At 53.6% G+C, this 18,877-nt stretch carries 16 protein-coding genes and 1 tRNA gene; 4 read left to right on the top strand and 13 right to left on the bottom strand.

Annotated elements, in window-relative coordinates:
* Positions 1 to 271: 271 nt before the first annotated feature.
* The 4 genes from msrQ to clpB form a co-directional block, all read right to left on the bottom strand.
* The gene (gene msrQ / locus WNY38_RS13435) at positions 272 to 910 is read right to left on the bottom strand and encodes a protein-methionine-sulfoxide reductase heme-binding subunit MsrQ (RefSeq protein WP_342857855.1); all 639 of its coding nucleotides are present in this window, start codon (positions 908 to 910) and stop codon (positions 272 to 274) included.
* Between the two features lie 65 nt (positions 911 to 975).
* Positions 976 to 1,920 (bottom strand): protein-methionine-sulfoxide reductase catalytic subunit MsrP, encoded by a 945-nt coding sequence (msrP, locus tag WNY38_RS13430; RefSeq protein WP_342857854.1) that lies wholly within the window; start codon positions 1,918 to 1,920, stop codon positions 976 to 978.
* A 67-nt stretch (positions 1,921 to 1,987) separates the two neighbouring features.
* Positions 1,988 to 3,484, bottom strand: a complete 1,497-nt coding sequence (locus WNY38_RS13425; protein WP_342857853.1) for an FMN-binding glutamate synthase family protein — start codon at positions 3,482 to 3,484, stop codon at positions 1,988 to 1,990.
* 210 nt (positions 3,485 to 3,694) lie between these two features.
* A complete protein-coding gene (clpB, locus tag WNY38_RS13420) occupies positions 3,695 to 6,313 on the bottom strand; it encodes an ATP-dependent chaperone ClpB (protein ID WP_342857861.1) in 2,619 nt (872 codons plus the stop codon).
* A gap of 237 nt (positions 6,314 to 6,550) precedes the next feature.
* Here clpB and pyrF point away from each other — a divergent pair, with 237 nt between their 5' ends.
* The gene (gene pyrF, locus WNY38_RS13415; protein WP_342857852.1) at positions 6,551 to 7,279 is read left to right on the top strand and encodes an orotidine-5'-phosphate decarboxylase; all 729 of its coding nucleotides are present in this window, start codon (positions 6,551 to 6,553) and stop codon (positions 7,277 to 7,279) included.
* A 97-nt stretch (positions 7,280 to 7,376) separates the two neighbouring features.
* Here pyrF and WNY38_RS13410 read toward each other — a convergent pair whose 3' ends face one another.
* The 3 genes from WNY38_RS13410 to WNY38_RS13400 are packed head-to-tail and all read right to left on the bottom strand — an operon-like array spanning position 7,377 to position 9,009.
* On the bottom strand, positions 7,377 to 7,811 hold the full coding sequence (locus WNY38_RS13410; protein WP_342857851.1) for an NUDIX hydrolase: 435 nt from the start codon (positions 7,809 to 7,811) through the stop codon (positions 7,377 to 7,379).
* Between the two features lie 8 nt (positions 7,812 to 7,819).
* On the bottom strand, positions 7,820 to 8,107 hold the full coding sequence (locus tag WNY38_RS13405; RefSeq protein WP_342857850.1) for a hypothetical protein: 288 nt from the start codon (positions 8,105 to 8,107) through the stop codon (positions 7,820 to 7,822).
* Between the two features lie 8 nt (positions 8,108 to 8,115).
* Positions 8,116 to 9,009, bottom strand: a complete 894-nt coding sequence (locus WNY38_RS13400; protein ID WP_342857849.1) for an SPFH domain-containing protein — start codon at positions 9,007 to 9,009, stop codon at positions 8,116 to 8,118.
* 93 nt (positions 9,010 to 9,102) lie between these two features.
* On the opposite strand from WNY38_RS13400, the gene WNY38_RS13395 reads away from it, so the two are divergent.
* Entirely contained in the window at positions 9,103 to 10,353 is a 1,251-nt protein-coding gene (locus WNY38_RS13395) for a DNA polymerase IV (RefSeq protein ID WP_342857848.1), read from the top strand.
* 20 nt (positions 10,354 to 10,373) lie between these two features.
* On the opposite strand, the gene WNY38_RS13390 is transcribed toward WNY38_RS13395, so the two are convergent.
* On the bottom strand, positions 10,374 to 11,234 hold the full coding sequence (locus WNY38_RS13390; protein ID WP_342857847.1) for an N-formylglutamate amidohydrolase: 861 nt from the start codon (positions 11,232 to 11,234) through the stop codon (positions 10,374 to 10,376).
* Positions 11,235 to 11,409: 175 nt separating this feature from the next.
* Between WNY38_RS13390 and WNY38_RS13385 the strand changes: the two genes are divergently transcribed.
* Positions 11,410 to 11,484 (top strand) — tRNA-Val (locus tag WNY38_RS13385).
* A gap of 59 nt (positions 11,485 to 11,543) precedes the next feature.
* A complete protein-coding gene (gene ykgO, locus WNY38_RS13380; RefSeq protein WP_085850311.1) occupies positions 11,544 to 11,669 on the top strand; it encodes a type B 50S ribosomal protein L36 in 126 nt (41 codons plus the stop codon).
* A gap of 81 nt (positions 11,670 to 11,750) precedes the next feature.
* Here the strand turns inward: ykgO and WNY38_RS13375 are convergent, their stop codons facing one another.
* The 5 genes from WNY38_RS13375 to WNY38_RS13355 form a co-directional block, all read right to left on the bottom strand.
* A complete protein-coding gene (locus WNY38_RS13375; protein WP_342857846.1) occupies positions 11,751 to 12,923 on the bottom strand; it encodes an MFS transporter in 1,173 nt (390 codons plus the stop codon).
* A 72-nt stretch (positions 12,924 to 12,995) separates the two neighbouring features.
* The gene (rmuC, locus tag WNY38_RS13370; RefSeq protein WP_342857845.1) at positions 12,996 to 14,177 is read right to left on the bottom strand and encodes a DNA recombination protein RmuC; all 1,182 of its coding nucleotides are present in this window, start codon (positions 14,175 to 14,177) and stop codon (positions 12,996 to 12,998) included.
* Positions 14,174 to 16,105 (bottom strand): DNA mismatch repair endonuclease MutL, encoded by a 1,932-nt coding sequence (mutL, locus tag WNY38_RS13365; RefSeq protein WP_342857844.1) that lies wholly within the window; start codon positions 16,103 to 16,105, stop codon positions 14,174 to 14,176. Before mutL ends, rmuC begins: the two co-directional genes overlap by 4 nt.
* A 45-nt stretch (positions 16,106 to 16,150) precedes the next feature.
* Positions 16,151 to 17,416 (bottom strand): pitrilysin family protein, encoded by a 1,266-nt coding sequence (locus WNY38_RS13360; RefSeq protein ID WP_342857860.1) that lies wholly within the window; start codon positions 17,414 to 17,416, stop codon positions 16,151 to 16,153.
* Positions 17,417 to 17,466: 50 nt separating this feature from the next.
* Positions 17,467 to 18,816, bottom strand: a complete 1,350-nt coding sequence (locus tag WNY38_RS13355) for a pitrilysin family protein (RefSeq protein ID WP_342857843.1) — start codon at positions 18,814 to 18,816, stop codon at positions 17,467 to 17,469.
* Between the last annotated feature and the right edge of the window lie 61 nt (positions 18,817 to 18,877).

Genomic DNA, 18,877 nt, shown 5'->3' with positions numbered 1-18,877 from the left:
CGGTAAGGGGGGTTCTAAGGCTAACAAACAAAGCCCGCAAGCCCTTTTTAGAAAGTTTGTGAACTTTTCTTGAAAAAGAACGTAACAATTTGAAAAAGAACAATAAAATATGAAACTTTGCACGCTAACATGTCAACAGTAGACTTTAGCGCGGTGCACCGCTGGCCCAGGCTTGTTGCTGCGAACAGTTTTACCACTAGATGTGGTATCATGCCCCCTTAGAGGCGACTCGGAACATGCCCGAACTGCGATTCCAAGCTCTCTGCGTAAATCAGGACTTCACCGCGCGGCGCTTAGGTTTAATGCGCAATGCCAACAAACCCACGATGACAGCTAAGTAGATAAGTGGTTCAAGCTGCCAACCTTTGACCAGCCAAACGAAATGCACGCCGCCCAGTATGACCGCTGGGTATGTCAGCTTGTGCAAGCTACGCCATTTGGGGCCGAGCTTGCGCAGTGACCAATTGTTCGATGTGATCGCCAAAGGGATCATCAAGACAAAGCCCGCCATGCCGATTGTTATATAAGGGCGCTTTAGTATATCTTTCACGATTTGATCTACGATCTGCACATCCAGCACCAACCAGACCAGCAGATGTAAGAAGATATAAAAGAACCCGATCAACCCAAGAGCGCGGCGAAACTTGATCAGGCTGATACCCGTAAACCGTCGCAACGGTGAGATCGCCAGCACGGCAATGAGGATTTGAAGCCCCAACTCGCCCATTTCGTGTTCAAGCGATTTCACAGGATCAACGCCGAGCTTTCCGTTGAGGGCCGCAAAAAACATGAAAACTGGCGGAATAACTGCCACTATATAAAGAGGCCATGCAGGGACACGACGCAGAACCCCATTCACGGCTTGAGCGACAGTTTGTTTGACTTGCGTGAAAGAGGAAAAAGAAATCATCGAGCGTCCTTGTGCAGAGCAATAAAAAGGGGCCGCCGAAGCCGCCCCCAGTGATGTAAAATGGCTTAGTAGTTTTTTGTGAGATCCAGATCTTTGTAAAGATCACCAACCTGCTCTTGGTAACCATTGAACATGACAGTCTGCAGGCGGCTGGCAAACAGGCCGCCGCCGATGCGACGCTCTGAGGATTGCGTCCAACGCGGATGGCTGACCTCTGGATTGACGTTAGAGTAGAAACCATACTCTTTCGCGTTGATCGACTTCCACGTGTTCAGAGGCTGGGTGTCTGTCAGTGTGATTTTCACGATCGACTTGATCGACTTGAAACCATATTTCCATGGCACGACCAAACGCAGCGGCGCGCCGTTTTGATTTGGCAGTTCCTTGCCGTACAAGCCCGTCGCCATAAGCGTCAAAGGATGCATCGCCTCATCAAGGCGCAACCCTTCGACATAAGGCCAGTCCAGCAAGGCACGTTTTTGGCCAGGCATTTCTTCAGGACGGAACAGCGTTTCAAAGCGTACGTATTTGGCGGAAGACTGAATACCTGCGAGGTTTAGCAGTTGATTCAACTCAAAGCCGTTCCAAGGGATAACCATTGACCAAGCTTCGACACAACGGAAACGGTAAATGCGTTCGTCAATATCAACTTTAGCCAAGATATCCGCAAGATCATACGAGCCAGGTCGATCAACCAAACCGTCGATTTCCACGGCCCAAGGGTCGGTGGTCAGAGTATGAGCGTTCTGCGCGGGGTCTTCTTTGCCTGTGCCGAACTCGTAGAAGTTATTGTAGGATGTAATCTCTTCGAATGTGTTGGGTTTTTCAGTCGTGTCGAACCCTTTGATTTCGAAGACTGGCGCGTCTTGAGCACGTGCAGGAGAGGCCCCCAAAAGACCCGCGCCAAGTGCCGCGCCGCCCCCGACCAAACCGCTCATAAGACTGCGGCGATTTAGGTAAGTGCTCTCGGGCGTAACGGCTGAGTATTTTAGGTCGCTTTTAAAAGTCATGACGGGCTCTCCACGGTGATTTGAATATAGATAGCCCGCCACGCCTATTTCTCAAAGCAAACTCATCTCACGTCTTCGTTGGCTCTTTGTAACTTGGCACAATACGCTCTAGCTCTTTAGACGTGCCATCTGCCTGCACAATCCGTACGTGATGGCGGCGCATTTGGCGCGGCTCAAGCACCCCAACCGAATGCGCAATCATTTCAAGCTCTTTGATCGACGCAGCGGCATAGGCGGCCACCTTTTTATATTTATCCTCGACAACCAAGCCGCCCTGCAAATGCGGATCATGCGTCGTGATCCCAGTTGGGCAAGTGTTCTTGTTGCACTTCAACGCCTGAATGCAGCCGAGGCTAAACATAAATCCACGCGCAGAACATACGAAATCAGCGCCTGCACAAATGGCCCATGCAATGTCTGCAGGGTTCACAAGTTTACCGCCGGCGATAATTCGAATGCGATCATGCAACCCGTATTTGTCGCGCAGATCGACAATGCGGATCAAAGACTCTTTGATTGGCATGCCAACCAAATCCATCAACGGCATTGGTGCCGCACCCGTGCCCCCCTCACCGCCGTCGATGGTGATAAAGTCTGGTGCCGAATCTTCTCCGCGCTCTTTGATCAAAGCAAAGAATTCGGCCCAAGGACGTGACGACCCGACCACGAATTTAAAACCAACCGGTTTGCCCGTCACTTCGCGAATGTGGCCAATAAAATCCAAAAGGTCGCCAAAGTCATCTACTTCGCGATGCCGATTGGGCGAAATGCCGTCTTCGCCTGGTTTTAACCCACGGATTTGTGCAATCTCAGCGGTGATTTTGGCAGCAGGAAGAATGCCACCCTTGCCCGGCTTTGCACCTTGACTCAGCTTAATCTCAAACATGCGAACTGTTTCGTGTGCCGCCATGGCGCGCAGTTTGTCGTCATCAAGATTGCCAGCGTCATCGCGGATACCGTATTTTGCAGTTCCGATTTGATAGACCAAATCTGCGCCGCCCTCGAGATGGAACGGGGACAGACCGCCTTCTCCGGTGTTCATCCAAATACCCGCTTCTTTAGCGCCTTTAGACAACGCTAAAACAGCCGGTTTTGAAATCGCACCAAAGGACATGCCCGAGATGTTGAAAATCGAATTGGCAATAAAGGGTGTTCTGCACTTTTCGCCGATAACCATGGGATCTGTGGTCGCGAATTGATCATCAAGAGGCGGGAAGGTTGCGTTGGCAAAAAGTGTCGTGCCAGGCACAGACAGATTCCGAGTAGAACCAAACGCGATGGTATTGCCCTTTTTGTTAGCGGCACGGTAAATCCAATCACGCTGCGCACGGTTGAAAGGCAATTCCTCGCGGTCCATTGCAAAGAAGTATTGGCGAAAGAACTCACCCAATTCTGTGAACAAACTGCGGAAATGCCCAATGACTGGATAGTTGCGCAAAACGGCATCGCGGGTTTGCCGCTTATCAAAAATATACAGCGCCATAGCACCCAGCGCCAGGGCACCCAACACAAACACAAAAAACAGCGCCATCACTTGCAGCGCGCCCATTGCCCAAATCCACATATTATATTCCTAATCCGATTTGATTTGGCGCGACCCTGCCATAATTAAAATAAGAGACAACCGTGTTAGCGCTATCCAGTTCTCAAAATTGCCTATTTTTCAGCATACTTTCGTATGCACATTTAAGAACAGAGTTTCAGGTCTCGCCTGATAGAAAAAGGCGACCCCCATTTGGAGCCGCCTTTCACTATAGTCATTTTTAATCAATGTTTAATGAACAATTGCGTCATCTGGCTTTGGACGATTGGTGGCCCCCTTGCGGTCGCCAATGATCAATCCATCGACACCAGCAGTGACTTCGATGGATTCGCCATCTTTTATGTCGCCAGACAACAAGCGTTCTGCCAGCGGGTCTTGCAAAGCGCGCTGGATCACCCGTTTGAGCGGACGCGCCCCAAACACAGGATCATAGCCCTCATCCGCAAGCCATGCTTTCGCGCCATCATCAAGCACAACAGACATATTGCGCCGCGCGAGGCGTTTGTCCAAAAGCCCAAGCTGGATCTTCACGATGCCGCCCATATCGGCCCGTGCCAAACGGTCAAAGATGATGGTCTCGTCCAAGCGGTTCAAAAACTCAGGCCGGAAATGCGCCCGCACTGCGTCCATCACATCGCGTTTCGCCGCAGCCGGATCAGCCCCATCAGGCATTTGGCTGAGCGCCTGCGCCCCAAGGTTCGACGTGAGAATGATCAGCGTTTGCTTGAAGTCCACAGTCCGCCCTTGGCCGTCCGTCAGCACACCGTCATCCAATACTTGCAACAGCACGTTGAACACATCGGGGTGGGCCTTTTCCACCTCATCGAACAGCACCACCTGATAGGGGCGACGCCGCACAGCTTCGGTCAAAACACCACCCTCATCATAACCAACATAGCCGGGAGGTGCCCCGATCAGACGCGATACAGCGTGTTTTTCCATGAACTCGGACATATCGATCCGAACCATCGCGTTATCGTCGTCAAACAAGAACTCGGCGACAGCTTTGGTCAGCTCGGTTTTACCCACGCCTGTTGGGCCTAGGAACAAGAACGACCCCAAAGGACGGTTCTCGTCGTTCAAACCAGCACGCGCCCGGCGCACAGCATTGGCAACAGCACGCACCGCACTGTGTTGACCGATGACGCGGTTGTGCAGTTCGTCTTCCATGCGCAACAATTTTTCGCGGTCCCCTTCGAGCATCTTAGAAGTCGGAATACCTGTCCAGCGTTCAACCACTTCTGCGATCTGTTCAGGTCCCACGGCTTCCTCGACCAAGAGATCTTGAGCCTCGTGACCTTCTGCGGATTCGACCTGTTTTTCCAACTGCGGGATCACACCGTAAGACAGCTCGCCCGCTTTGGCCAAGTTGCCTTCGCGTTTGGCGATTTCCAGATCAGCGCGTGCACGATCCAGTTTCTCTTTCAGATCACGTGTGCCTTCCAGCTTGTCACGCTCTGCTTGCCATTTGGCGGTCATGCCTGCGGATTTTTCCTGCAAATCAGCCAGTTCTTTTTCTAGCTTTTGCAAACGGTCCTTTGAAGCGACATCATCCTCTTTCGACAGGGCCATGGCTTCGATTTGCAGCTGCAAAATTTGGCGATCCAATTGGTCCAGCTCTTCTGGCTTGCTGTCCACTTCCATGCGCAAACGGCTACCCGCCTCGTCGATCAAGTCGATGGCTTTGTCCGGCAAGAACCGATCTGTGATATAGCGGTGCGACAGCGTTGCCGCCGCGACCAAGGCCGCGTCCGAAATACGCACGCCGTGGTGCACTTCGTATTTTTCTTTGATCCCGCGTAAAATTGAGATCGTATCCTCAACGGTTGGCTCTTCGACCACGATCGGTTGGAAGCGCCGCGCCAAGGCTGCGTCTTTTTCGACGTATTTACGGTACTCGTCCAAAGTGGTCGCGCCGATACAATGCAGCTCGCCACGGGCCAGCGCTGGTTTGATCAAATTGGCCGCATCCATCGCGCCATCGCTTTTGCCCGCGCCAACAAGCGTGTGCATTTCGTCGATGAACAAGATGATTTCGCCAGAAGCCGCCTCGATCTCTTTCAAGATTGATTTCAGCCGCTCTTCGAACTCACCGCGATATTTTGCACCCGCGATCAGCGCGCCCATATCAAGCGCCATCAATTTCTTGTTGCGCAGGGATTCAGGCACGTCACCATCGATGATGCGCAGGGCAAGACCTTCGGCAATCGCGGTTTTACCCACGCCCGGTTCCCCGATCAAAACAGGATTATTTTTAGTGCGGCGCGACAAAACCTGCATGGCACGGCGAATTTCTTCGTCGCGGCCAATAATGGGATCGATTTTTCCCTCTTCGGCAGCTTCGGTCAGATCGCGAGCATATTTCTTCAACGCCTCATAGCCATCCTCGGCAGAGGCACTGTCAGCCGTGCGCCCTTTGCGGATTTCATTGATCGCGGCATTGAGTTTCATCGCCGTGACACCGCCACTGATCAGCGCGTCTTTCGCGGCAGATTTCACCACCGCAAGCGCTGTTAAAATGCGTTCAACCGGCACAAAGCTATCGCCTGCTTTGGTGGCGATTTTTTCGGCCTCGTCCAGCACTTTGGCGGTGGATTGATCCATATAGGTTTGCCCTGCATCGCCAGAGACGCGCGGCACTTTGACAAGCGCTGCGTCGACGTCTTCTGCCACGCTTTTCGCGTCACCGCCTGCATTGGCGATCAATCCAGAGGCAAGTCCTTCAGGATCATCCAACAGCGCTTTGAGCAAATGCTCAGGGCTTAATTTTTGGTGGCTTTCGCGCATCGCAATGGTCTGTGCAGCCTGCAAAAACCCGCGTGAGCGTTCAGTGAACTTTTCCATGTCCATCATCGTATCCTTTCAAATAAGCGTCCCAGATGCACAACGCCCAAATGCGGCGCGCTTTGCGGTGGAACCTTGATCCTTATGTGGTTGGCACTTGGCCCCAATTCAAGATCACATATACGAGAAGTTTGCGCCCTGACGTGGCGCAAAGCCAGTGGCACTTAGATATGTTAAAATACCCATGGCTTGTCTCACATCACGGATAGCAATATGAGAGGGGCAAATCATAGGAGCCAGACCATGACCGCACCCGCAGATGACCGCCTAATCGTAGCCCTCGATGTTCCAAACGTGCTCCAAGGGCTAGAAGTCGCCAAGCAACTTGGCGATGCCGTGTCCTTTTACAAAATCGGGCTGGGTATGCTAACTGGTGGCGGGCTGGCTTTGGCCAATGAGCTCAAACAAGAACATGACAAAAAGATCTTTCTAGACATGAAGTTCTTTGACATCGGCGCGACTGTGGAAAACGCGGTGCGCGGCACGGCGCAATTTGACATCGATTTTCTGACGGTTCACGGCGACCCTTATGTGGTTGAAGCCGCCAAACAAGGCGCGTCGGGTTCTGACATGAAAATCCTTGCTGTGACCATCCTGACGTCTTTGGATCGTGCAGACTTGGACGGTGCTTTGATCAAATCCGGAGAGATCAAAGATTTGGTCCAAGAACGCGCAGGGAATGCTTTGCGTGCTGGTGCAGACGGTGTGATTTGTTCCCCACAAGAAGCCGCCCTTGTGCGCGCTCTGCCCGAAGCCGCTGGCAAGTTGATCGTGACACCTGGCGTGCGCCCAACGGGTGCAGCGCTTGGGGATCAAAAGCGCGTCGCAACACCGGCCAGTGCGATCAAAAGTGGCGTTGATCACATGGTCGTCGGCCGCCCTATTTGGCAATCTGAAGACCCGCGCGGCGCGGCGCTTGCGATCCAACGCGAGATCGCTGAGGCTTGGAAATCCAACGGCGGCCCCTCTTAAATCAGCGTCTTAAAGTAGCGTCTCTTTCGAAACGGTCAGCCTGTTACTGTGGTAAGACCGCGCCACATAGGTCTACGCTCGCCCCATCGCATACACGCTAAAACGCCATGTCCTCTTGAGCCCAACGCAATCGGTCTCGCAAAGAGGGGATGGCGTTTTCGTTTGTGATAAACTCGGCAATCGGCGTCCATTTCCATGCTTGCCCTTCATCCCCCAAAACAATGCTTTCATCCGTCAAATCATCCCAGCGTGCGACGAAGAAATGTACTTTTACCGCAGGATTACTGCAACTATTATAGTCTCGGTGATGGATGATGTGTTCGGGTGCGATGCTCAACGACAGCTCTTCGAACACCTCGCGCGCGACGGTTTCAAACGGGGTCTCAGAGTGTTCGCGCCCGCCACCCGGCAAGTCCCACATATTGGGAAAGGGAATGCTCGGGGTATCGTCGCGCAAGAGTGTAAGCACCTGTGCGCGACGTAGAATGGCGACTTTTGCGCCATCAAATTCAACGATAGCATCGTCAGTCATAAGGTCGCTTAGACGTCATCGTTTATATCTTTGTCCCAGACTTTCACCTGACCTTGGCGCACCCCAAAGATGCTGCGCATCGCGAACCATGCCGCCATTGACACAACGGCAAAGATCAGCGCCAAGATCGCAGGGTTATCAAATCCAAGGCCAAGACCCAAAAGCCCTGCCACAACGGCCGCTCCTACTCCGAAGCCCAGAAACAAGAACCCCGGAGCAAAGACTTCAAGCACCAACAAAGCCACAGCGCCAAGACCCCAAACCCACCAAAGCGTCCAGATAGCTACTGGCGTCATCGGATCCATTATTTTTTACCTCCGAAAAGCTTGAACGCGTCGCCAAAGGCGTCAAGCGCCGCAGCGGGCACAATCACAGTTTGACTGCCGGGGCCGTTGCCGACAGCTGTCAGCGCCTCGACTTGCTTCAACGCCACTTGGTACTGTGCCGCCTCGATGCCGTTCTCAGCAATCGCTTTGGCCACAACAGCCGTTGCATAGGCTTCGGCGTCCGCTTCTATGCGGCGCGCTTTGGCGATTTGTTCAGCCGCGTAAAGCTGGGCATCAGCGTTCAATTCGACAGAACGCTTCGAGCCTTCGGCCTCGGTCACAGCCGCACGACGCGCGCGTTCGGCATTCAACTGTTGCAGCATCGCGGCACGTGTTGCCTCATCAAGGTTCACGTCCAAAATCTCGGCCCGCGTCACTTCGATGCCCCAATCATTCACCGCGCTCTCGACCTGTGCTTTGATCGTCTCTATCAACTGTGACCGGTTAGACTGCACTTGATCGAGTTCCATCTTACCGATTTCAGACCGCACAACACCCGCAACAGTCGTCGCAATCGCACCGTCAACGTCGCGAATACGGTATACGGTGCGCTCAGGTTCGGTGATGCGGTAAAACACAGAGGTTTCCACCTTCACCAAAGCGTTGTCTGACGTAATCGCGTCTTGCATCGCGTTGGGCAATTGGCGTTCCAAAATGGAAATCTTATGCGCAACGCGATCAATCAACGGGATCACAAAGTTGATCCCAGCTCCAAGCACTGTGCGCAGACGACCAAATCGTTCGATCACGAACTTTTCGGACTGCGGCACAATGCGCAGTCCCTTGAAGACAAGTAAAACGATCAGTGCAGCAATCGCCAGCACCACAAGATTACCACCCGTCAAGAACGCAGGAATTTCAATTTCAACCATGAATACACCACTCGTTTGTTTGTATCTATTTAGGTAGTGTCTATCCAAGTTCAATCTGCACGTATACAGCAGCAAGTCAAAACCGAGGGTTCGATGCCAAATCTGTGCCGCGATTGTTTGACCACATTTGAAGCAGGCACGCGTTGCCCGTCTTGTGGCAGACCGCGTGTACTATCGCATCCTGAGCTTTACGATCTAAGCATCGCGCATATGGATTGTGATGCGTTTTTTGCCTCGGTTGAGAAACGCGACAACCCTGATTTACGCAACAAACCTGTGATCATTGGCGGCGGCAAACGCGGGGTTGTCTCGACGGCCTGCTACATCGCGCGCGTCAAAGGCGTGCGGTCCGCCATGCCTATGTTCAAGGCCTTGCAGCTATGCCCCGAAGCCGTTGTCGTCCCTCCGCGCATGTCGGCCTATAGCGAGGCCTCCAAAGCCATTCGTGAAATGATGGACGAGTTAACGCCCAACGTGGAACCTCTGTCTCTGGATGAGGCTTTCATGGACCTGAGCGGCACTGCAACCTTGCACGGCGCGCCACCCGCTGTGATGTTAGCACGACTGGTGAAACGTATGCGACATGAGCTTGGCCTTACTGGATCCATCGGACTCAGCCACAATAAATTTTTAGCCAAAATCGCCTCCGATCTGGATAAGCCGCACGGATTTTCGGTCATAGGTCTGGCGGAAACCGAAAGCTTTTTGGCCAACAAGCCCATCAAACTGATTTGGGGCGTGGGTAAAGTCGGACAGGCCTCGTTAGAGAAAGCAGGCATTCGCACCTTTGCTGATTTGCGCCGGTGGGAGCGTGATGAATTACATGTCCGGTTTGGATCGATGGGCGATCACCTTTGGCATCTGGCGCGCGGCTTAGATGCCCGCCGCATTTCGCAGCGCCAATCGGTCAAATCCATTTCCAAAGAAACCACGTTTTCGGTGGATACGATGGCTATTGATGTGCTCGACAAACATATTTGGCGACTGTCAGAGCAAGTCTCAGATCGCGCTAAGGCAAAGGCTCAAGCAGGCCACGTTGTCACTTTGAAACTGAAGCGCTCCAATCACACTTCGCTTACCCGACGCTTGACCCTATCCAGCCCCACGAACATGGCGGATCATATATATCGCACCGCGCGTGGGCTGTTGGATCAAACCATCCATGAGGGCCCGTTTCGCCTGATCGGTGTGGGCATCAGCAACCTCACCTCAGACGACGGTGCGAATCTATCGGCTGATCTGCTTGATCCCGATGCGGGCAAACGTGCTGATGTGGAACGAGCCCGCGACGAAATTCGCCGCAAATTCGGTAAGGACGCAATAATCAAGGGGCGATCTCTATAAAGAAGTGACCTGCAAACGTATCACTCAGCCGCCAAAGACAAACGCCCCGCGTCCAAATGCGCGATACGACGTACAGCACCGCTAAGCCTATGCTTCACATCCTCAAAGCCGATCAATGGGATCAAGGTCTTCTCATCCATATAAAGCGAACGATCAATTTCAATCTGGACACAATGCTGGTGCTGACTTGGCCGCCCATAATGTTGGGAGATATAGGCCCCAGCAAAAGGCACGTTGCGCAACACTTCAAACCCTTCGGCGCGAAAGGCAGCCTCGATCCCGTCCACCAATACGCCACTCGCCGAGGCGCCAAAGCGATCTCCGATAACGATTTCTGGCCTAGCGCCACTTGGGGTTCTGGTATGCTTCAGCGCTTCGCGCGGCATCGAATGACAATCGACCAACAGCGCTTGGCCGAACAAAGTTTTGGTTTCGCGCAAAAGCGTCTCAAGCATTAAGTGATATGGCTGCCACACTTGGGCGATTCGCAATTCAGCCTCTGCTCTTGTGAGCTTGCCGCTGTATATTGCGCGCCCGCCTGCTACCACGCGGGGAATCACACCAAGACCCGACAAAACCCGCGCATTCAGACCCCGTGCGAAAATGGAATCAATCAATGCAGGGTCCAGCTCATCACTACGCCGATTCAAATCGACCCAAGCCCTTGGATATGTTGCATTTAAAAATATCGCGCCATAGTTTGGCGTGTTCGAGAAAAGCCGATCAACGTGGGCATCTTCGGAGGATCTGAGCGTAAAAGGGTCTAAAGCAGAGCGTTTCAACATGTCGGCAGGGTATTCACACCCGCTATGCGGCGAGGAAAATACAACACATGACGTCCGCTTTTCAGGTCGCTGTAGCCGGTAGGGAACCTTGCTCATCTCATTGTCCTTTCACAGAAAACTATAGCTTTCGATTTTCCTTTCCAAAAGCCCTTGATCAATGCTCCGACTCCTTTTATACGCCCTCGGACTGACGTGGGAACGACCTACGCTTTGAGCAGTGACGCCTTTGTGGCCAAATTGTTCAAGACGTAACAATCCCGTGGACGAAAATGGGTGTATAGCTCAGTGGTAGAGCACTTCGTTGACATCGAAGGGGTCACAAGTTCGAACCTTGTTATACCCACCATCGTTTCGTTAGATTGGTTTTAACTGGCGCACGCAGGCGCCGCGATAAGGAGACTGGACATGAAAGTTCGCAACTCACTCCGCTCGCTGAAAAGCCGGCACCGCGATTGTCGCATTGTGCGCCGTAAAGGCCGCGTTTATGTGATAAACAAAACGCAGCCGCGCTTCAAAGCCCGTCAGGGCTAAGCTTCAGCAGCTTACTAAATTAAAAGAGCCGCTCGGGAAACTGAGCGGTTCTTTTGTTTTGCGCCGCCTCCATTGAAAGTTTTAGCGGGCTCTGGTGCGGCGCAACCGTACCAACAAAAGATGGATCACCGCACCACAGCCAAATGTGCATGCCGCAAAAACGATCACCCCAGACAGGCCAAAGGCATTGGTGAGCAAGATCAACAGCGGCGTGCCAATCATATTGCCAGCGTTGCCCAGCTGCGCCAGCGCCCCATTGGCAAGGGCTTGGTCTTGCGGCGTCACATTCAAAACCGGAATGGCGGAAAAGCTACCGGCTTGAACCAATCCCGTCGCGGCCAAAATCGCGATACCGGCAAGCTCAACAGGCGCACCAAAGGCCAAAGACAGCGCCATGAACAGCGATAAACAAAAGCCGCCGATGACCACAGGAACCGACGTAAAGCGCCGCACCAAGGTTATGCCCAAGGTCATCGACACGACCAACGCAGACAGGGGTAAGATGCCAACCAATACAAGACGGTGCTCGGGAACAAAGAAATCTGGCATCACCGTAACCAAGGCCACGAATCCGGCAGCATAAAAAAACCACCCTGCGGCGGGCGCAGCGATCCAAGGCGAGGTGTAGGCCGTGACATGGCGCGCCACGATGGCCCGCAACGTCAGTGGATTGGGCGAGCGCGGAATGATGTTGCTTGGCAAGAATGCCCACACACCAACCGCTGCTAAGGTCATGCCCGCGCCGTGGCACAAAAACAAAAATGGGACACCGAAGCGCTCCACAAGCGGCGCTCCACCCCACGAGAACATGGCGAAAGACACAGCAAAGACCGTACTCCACGATGCCATTGTCACAGCACGGTGACGCGGCTCAGTGATTTGTCCCAAAACAGTGGGAGCAGCGACAACGATCAAAAGATGGGAGATACCTTCAAAAAGACGGCTCATCAAAAACGGACCAAAATTTGGGATCGTACTTTGATAAATCGACAGGCCAGCGCCCAAACACAACGCAGCAATCAGCGGCTTTCGTGCGCCAACTCTGGCGATAAACGCACCTGCAAACAATCCGCAGATTAGGCCGACTGTAGAAACCAATGAAACGAGAAACCCAAGCGTTGGCCCATGGGACGAGAACACATCACGAAAATACGGAAATGTCACCGAGATTTTAGCGAATTGGCCAGCCGCCAAGACACCACTGAGCCATAACAGTATGACCAATGCAAAAGGGGTTCGCTTTACGACTGTCATAGCGCCGTGATGCCCTCGGAGCCGCCTGTTGGCAACCTCAATCCTTGCAACCCCTTAGAGCAGAAATGCAAATCAGTCTTTGAGTGTCAGAGGCACCACGGCAGCGGCAGGCACAGAGGGCGTGTCCGCTGCCAGCTCTTCGAAATCAAAATGATCCAGTCTGTGCGCGCGCTTTCCAGCTTTTTCAGCGGAAATCTTGATGTCTTCAATGTCTTTTGCCGCTTGCCCAAAGTGACGATCCAGACTGCCAACACGCGTGCCCAGCCTATCCACATCACCCGCCAAAAGCGCCAGCTCTTTGCGGATGGACCCCGCCTGTTCGCGCATCCGCGCATCTTTTAATATCGCGCGCATCGTGTGTAGCGTCGCCATGCAGGTGGTGGGCGACACGATCCAAACACGTTTATCAAAGCCGTCACGCACCAGTTCAGGAAAGTTTGCATGCAACTCGGCGTAGACGGCCTCAGAGGGCAAGAACATCAAGGCACCGCCAGCGGTTTCGCCCTCGATGATGTACTTGGTTGAGATATCATTGATGTGCTTTTTAACAGCCGTGCGCATCATTTTAGCCGCCTCATTGACCTCCCACTGCGTATCAGCACGCCGCAAAGCCTCATAGGCCTCAAGCGGAAATTTACTATCGACCACAATCGATCCGGGAGGATTGGGCAAGTGGATCAGACAATCCGCGCGCCGACCGTTAGAAAGCGTCGCTTGCAGCGTATAGCTGTCTTTCGGGAGCGCTTTTCCAACGATGTCGTTGAGCTGGATTTCCCCAAATGCGCCACGCGTTTGTTTGTTCGACAGAATGTCTTGCAGCGACAAGACATTACCCGACAGCTTTTCGATATTGGCCTGCGCCTTGTCGATGGTCTGCAAACGCTCTTGTAACTCGCCCAAGCTATGCGCGGTACGTCGCGCCGACCCTTGCAGGTTTTCCGTCATCGCCACGGTGACATCCGCAAGGCGACGTTCCATCAATTGCAACATATGCGCCTGCGCAGCAGCTTGCGATTCGGACACATGTGACAGCCCGCCTGCAAGCTGGTTCTGCCCGTCAGACAAAGATTGGACCCGGTGGCCCAGCTGGTTCATTTGGTTCGCCAAAGGCAGCGCCATCCGCGCGGCCTCACCTGACCTGCGCAACACCGCAAACAGCAACACCACCATCAACAGCAACACGCCAGCCCCAACGAGCACCAGCAGCGTCAGGGGATCATTCAAAGATAAAGTCATATCGCCGATCTCAATCATGTGCGGCCAAACAAGCGCTCGATGTCAGACAGTTTGAGCTCCACATAGGTCGGGCGGCCATGGTTGCATTGCCCTGAATGCGGCGTCGATTCCATTTCTCGTAACAGCGCATTCATTTCCTCGCCGCGCATCCAACGCCCTGAGCGAATAGACCCGTGACAGGCAACGCGTGACAGCACCGCCTCGATGCGCGCTTGTACGGTGTGACTGTCACCAAGGTCGGCCAATTCGTCCAAAATATCCGAAATCATCGCCGTTGCATCAACGCGACCCAAAATGGCTGGTGTTTCGCGCACCGCAATAGTGCCTGCGCCAAAGGCCTCGATCACCAGACCAAGCACTGCCAAATCATCGGCCATATCAAGCAAGGTCTGCGCATCATTTACGCCGAGTTCAATCACCTCGGGGATCAACAAAGCTTGCGATGCGACGCCATTTTCAGCCATCAGTTTTTTAAGTTTCTCATAGACCAGTCGCTCATGCGCGGCGTGCTGATCGACAATCACGATGCCCGTTTCGGTCTGCGCGATGATATAGTTTTCATGCACCTGCGCACGCGCTGCCCCAAGCGGTAATTTTTCCGCCGTAAGTTGAGGCGTTACCTCTTCGACCCGCGCGGATGGCATAGCCATTTCGGCAAACCCTGGAACATCGACCCGCGCAGGCGCTTGCCAGTCATAGCTGCTTTGAACTCCGCCAGCGGACGGGCGCGGCGGCATCGTATAGCCAGACGCGCCACGTCGATCCATTTGATAGATGCGCGGCGCATCATCACTGGCAGGGGCATCGCCTTGGCCACCCAAGAAAGGCGTTTCCGGCTGCATTGCTTTCAGCGTCGCTTGCGCAACGGTTGTCGACGCGCGGTGACCTGCTGCGGCCAAAGCATTGCGCAGACCTGATACGATCAAGCTGCGGGCTTCGGCGGGTTCACGGAACCGCACTTCGGATTTGGCCGGATGCACGTTCACATCCACGCGGTGCGGATCAACGTCGATAAACAGGCAAGCCGCCGGATGACGATCACGACTGAGGTAGTCAAAATAAGCGGCGCGCAAAGCCCCAAGCAAAAGCCGATCTTGCACGGGACGCCCATTAACAAACAAGAATTGCGCCACAGAGGATCCACGCGAATAGGTCGGCAAAGCAGCATAGCCCGTCAGGTGTAGCCCCTCGCGTTCGGCATCAATCGCCAAAGCGTTTTCCGCGAACTCTTTGCCCAGCACAGTTGAAAGCCGCCCGTGCAGCGCATCGAACATGTCACCCGTTTGCGGATCAGCACGGAACGTCACACGGCCCTCGCCGCCCCCCGACACATCGCGCAGCACAAAGCCCACAAAAGGTTCGGCCATCGCCAGACGCTTGACCACATCTGAAATGGCTTTGGCCTCAGCGCGATCCGTACGCAAAAATTTCAATCGAGCTGGCGTGGCGAAAAACAAGTCGCGCAGTTCAACCACAGTGCCTTTGGTCAAGGCAGCAGGTTTGATCGGATCGGCGCGCCCGCCAGAAATCGACAGGCTCACCCCCTCGTGCCCTTCGGCCCGAGACGTGATTTTTAAACGCCCAACGGCACCGAGCGAAGGCAAGGCCTCGCCACGAAAACCAAAGGTGTGAATATTCAAAAGATCCGTGCCGTCAATCTTGGACGTTGCATGACGCGACAGGGCCAGCGGCAGATCATCACCGGTCATGCCACAACCATCATCGGTCACGCGGATCAAGGTCTTGCCACCATCGGCATAGTCGACGGTGATCCGGTGCGCCCCCGCATCGATGGCGTTTTCGACCAGCTCTTTCACCGCAGAAGCAGGGCGTTCAACCACCTCGCCAGCGGCAATACGGTTGATCGCACCCTCATCCAATTGACGGATGACAGGGCGCGATGCGGTCGGCCCAGATTGGCCTATATTGAGGTCAGAAGAATTCATACCACTAGAAATAGCATGGGGTTTCCCGATTCGGCCATGTTCAAATCAATCGGATTTTAGATCATCCGGTTGACCAACGACGACAAAAGTCAGCTCGTCAGGCTTGTACAATTCACGCACAACACGGTTCAGGTCATCCAATGTCACAGCGTTCACCAAATCATTTCGTTTGGAAATGTAATCGCGCTCCAAACCTGACATTTGCATGCCAACCAAGATGCTGGCGATCGGCGCATTCCCATCGAACCGCAGGGCATAAGACCCCGTCAAATAGGTTTTGGCCTCTTCAAGTTCCTCGGCAGATATGCCTTCATCAATGAGTTTACGCCATTCGTCTTTCACCACATCAATGGCCTGCGCAGTCACCGCATTGCTGGATGAAAACTGTCCCAACACGACTTCGGATTGTGAATAAGGCACAAGGTAGGACCCGATACCATAAGTCAGCCCGCGCTTTTCACGCACTTCTTGCATCAAGCGCGATTCACGTGTGCCACCAATGATTTCATTGGCAATATAGGCTGGAATGAAATCAGGATCGTCGCGTTTGATACCTGAGTGGCCGAACATCACAACCGATTGCGGTGTTTCAAACGGCACGACGGTGACGCCACCCGCAAGCGCAGGTGCGATGTAGGGCGGGTATTCTGGACCAGATTGCGGTAAATCCCCCAACAGATCGTCCAACATGCGCGCCAACTCAGACCCTGTGATATCGCCAACGGCAGAGACATAAAGTCGGTCTTTGACCATGACACGTGTGAGCGCTGTCGACATATCCTCTGACGTAAGTCCGGCAACAGTTTCAACTGTGCCACTAGATGAGCTACCGTAGGGGTGCTCACCAAATGCGAGAGCGTTGAATGTCGAAGAGGCAATTTCGTTTGGCGATGTCGCATTAGAGTCGATATTCGACAGAACTTGCCCGCCCACACGGTCCACCGCCGCTTGATCAAAACGAGGCTCCATAATCGCCGTGCGGAGCAAGGCCACGGCCTCATCTCGGTTTTCGGTCAAAAAGCGTGCTGAAATCGATACCGAATCGATATGAGCTTCGAAATCAAAACGCGCGGCCAAGCTGTCGCGGGCTTTGGCAAACCCTTGCGCATCTAGATCAGCAGCCCCCTCTTCCAAGGTGGCCATCATCAAATTGATCTCGCCGCGTTTGCCAACCCGATCCAATGACGTGCCGCCTTTGAATCGCAGCTCAAGAGCCGTAAACGGACTGGAATGTTCTTCCACCAACCATGCGCTGAGGCCGCCGTCAGTTGTTATTTCCTGAACATCGATTTGGGCAGATGCTGAGGACATAAGGCTGACGATGGCCAATGTGGCGCCTGCGATCACGGAAATAAAAGGCTTCATTGTTCTGCGTCCTTTTGAGTATCGTCTGATGTCATTTCGGGCATCAAAAATCCGGTCACGGCGTTGGATTTATTCAAAACACTTTTTGCCGCGGCCATGACGTCCTCGGGTGTGACCGCGTCCAGCACATCAGGCCATGTTTTGATATCGTCGATACTGAGACCAATGGTCAGATCCTGTCCGTACCCACGTGCAAGGCTTTCGATATTGTCCTGCGCATAAACCTGCGAGGCACGCAGTTGGGTTTTCAGACGTTCAAATTGTTCTAAATCGACGCCCTCTTGCAAAAACTTCTTGATCGTCGCGTCCAATGCAATCTCGGCATTCTCTAAAGAGACCCCGGGAACAGGTGCTATGACCAATCCGAAAGTGCCCAAATCGACGGATGATCCATTGTAAAACGCAGAGACAAATATCGCTTTCGGGTCATCAAACATCAAAGCCTGACCAAGGTACGATGTCGCTCCGTCGCCGCCCAAAAGGCTGGCGAGAAACTCAAGCGCTGCGGCCTCGGACTGGTCGCCAGGGTTGCGTTCCGGCGCAATATAGGTGCGCGTGACGTAGGGCTGCGAAACACGGGCGTCACGCATTGTCAGACGGCGTTCGGCCAATTGTGGTGGTTCAGTCGGGCGCACACGTTCTTGCAAGCCAATTGTGGGCTCAATAGGCCCATAATAGGTCTGCGCAAGGGTTTTTACCTCCTCAGGGTCCACATCGCCCGCCACGACCAAAATGGCATTGTTCGGCGCGTAGTACTGGCGATAGAATGCAAAGGCATCCTCGCGATTGAGCTGCTCAATTTCGTGACGCCAACCGATAATAGGGATGCTGTAACCGTGATTTAAAAACTGCGCTGCGCGCATTTGTTCGCGAAATAACGCCCCTGGATCGCTGTCCGTACGTTGGTTGCGCTCTGCCAGAACGACATTGCGCTCAGTCGCGACATCGTCTTCGGTCATTTGCAGACCGCGCATGCGATCCGCTTCCATTTCCATCATCAATGGCAATCTGTCCGCTGCAACACGTTGATAATAAGCGGTGTAATCCCAACTGGTGAAAGCATTATCAGAGCCGCCATTGCGTGTGACCGTGGCCGACAATTCGCCAGCCTCCATGTTATCGGTTCCTTTGAACATCAAATGTTCAAGAAAATGCGCGATCCCACTTTTGCCCGGCACTTCGTCAGCGGCCCCCACTTTGTACCAGACAGTGTGCACCACGATGGGGGCACGGTGGTCTTCGACAACGACAACTTCCATGCCGTTGTCGAGCGAAAAGCTGGAAATATCTGCCGCAGCAGCTGGCAATGCCAAACCAATGAAAAAAGTACTAAGAAGAGTCTTCATGCGTTCACCTTCAAACAACGTTCACGCATATAGTTGGCAACTCTGTGAGCTGAGGGCAAGC

The organism is Pacificibacter sp. AS14 (assembly GCF_038899935.1).
In the GTDB taxonomy this organism is placed as follows: domain Bacteria; phylum Pseudomonadota; class Alphaproteobacteria; order Rhodobacterales; family Rhodobacteraceae; genus Celeribacter.
The sequence above is the reverse complement of the archived record's forward strand: the minus strand, read 5'-3'. Positions and strand labels throughout refer to the sequence as shown.

Bases quoted from the DNA above. Each gene is read 5' to 3' on its own strand.
- WNY38_RS13395 (WP_342857848.1), top strand. From the start codon at position 9,103: ATGCCAAATCTGTGCCGCGATTGTTTGACCACATTTGAAGCAGGCACG.
- WNY38_RS13405 (WP_342857850.1), bottom strand. From the start codon at position 8,107: ATGACGCCAGTAGCTATCTGGACGCTTTGGTGGGTTTGGGGTCTTGGC.
- clpB (WP_342857861.1), bottom strand. From the start codon at position 6,313: ATGGACATGGAAAAGTTCACTGAACGCTCACGCGGGTTTTTGCAGGCT.
- WNY38_RS13360 (WP_342857860.1), bottom strand. From the start codon at position 17,416: ATGTCCTCAGCATCTGCCCAAATCGATGTTCAGGAAATAACAACTGAC.
- WNY38_RS13400 (WP_342857849.1), bottom strand. From the start codon at position 9,009: ATGGTTGAAATTGAAATTCCTGCGTTCTTGACGGGTGGTAATCTTGTG.
- WNY38_RS13410 (WP_342857851.1), bottom strand. From the start codon at position 7,811: ATGACTGACGATGCTATCGTTGAATTTGATGGCGCAAAAGTCGCCATT.
- rmuC (WP_342857845.1), bottom strand. From the start codon at position 14,177: ATGATTGAGATCGGCGATATGACTTTATCTTTGAATGATCCCCTGACG.
- msrQ (WP_342857855.1), bottom strand. From the start codon at position 910: ATGATTTCTTTTTCCTCTTTCACGCAAGTCAAACAAACTGTCGCTCAA.
- WNY38_RS13355 (WP_342857843.1), bottom strand. From the start codon at position 18,816: ATGAAGACTCTTCTTAGTACTTTTTTCATTGGTTTGGCATTGCCAGCT.
- msrP (WP_342857854.1), bottom strand. From the start codon at position 1,920: ATGACTTTTAAAAGCGACCTAAAATACTCAGCCGTTACGCCCGAGAGC.
- WNY38_RS13375 (WP_342857846.1), bottom strand. From the start codon at position 12,923: ATGACAGTCGTAAAGCGAACCCCTTTTGCATTGGTCATACTGTTATGG.
- mutL (WP_342857844.1), bottom strand. From the start codon at position 16,105: ATGAATTCTTCTGACCTCAATATAGGCCAATCTGGGCCGACCGCATCG.
- WNY38_RS13390 (WP_342857847.1), bottom strand. From the start codon at position 11,234: ATGAGCAAGGTTCCCTACCGGCTACAGCGACCTGAAAAGCGGACGTCA.
- WNY38_RS13425 (WP_342857853.1), bottom strand. From the start codon at position 3,484: ATGTGGATTTGGGCAATGGGCGCGCTGCAAGTGATGGCGCTGTTTTTT.
- ykgO (WP_085850311.1), top strand. From the start codon at position 11,544: ATGAAAGTTCGCAACTCACTCCGCTCGCTGAAAAGCCGGCACCGCGAT.
- pyrF (WP_342857852.1), top strand. From the start codon at position 6,551: ATGACCGCACCCGCAGATGACCGCCTAATCGTAGCCCTCGATGTTCCA.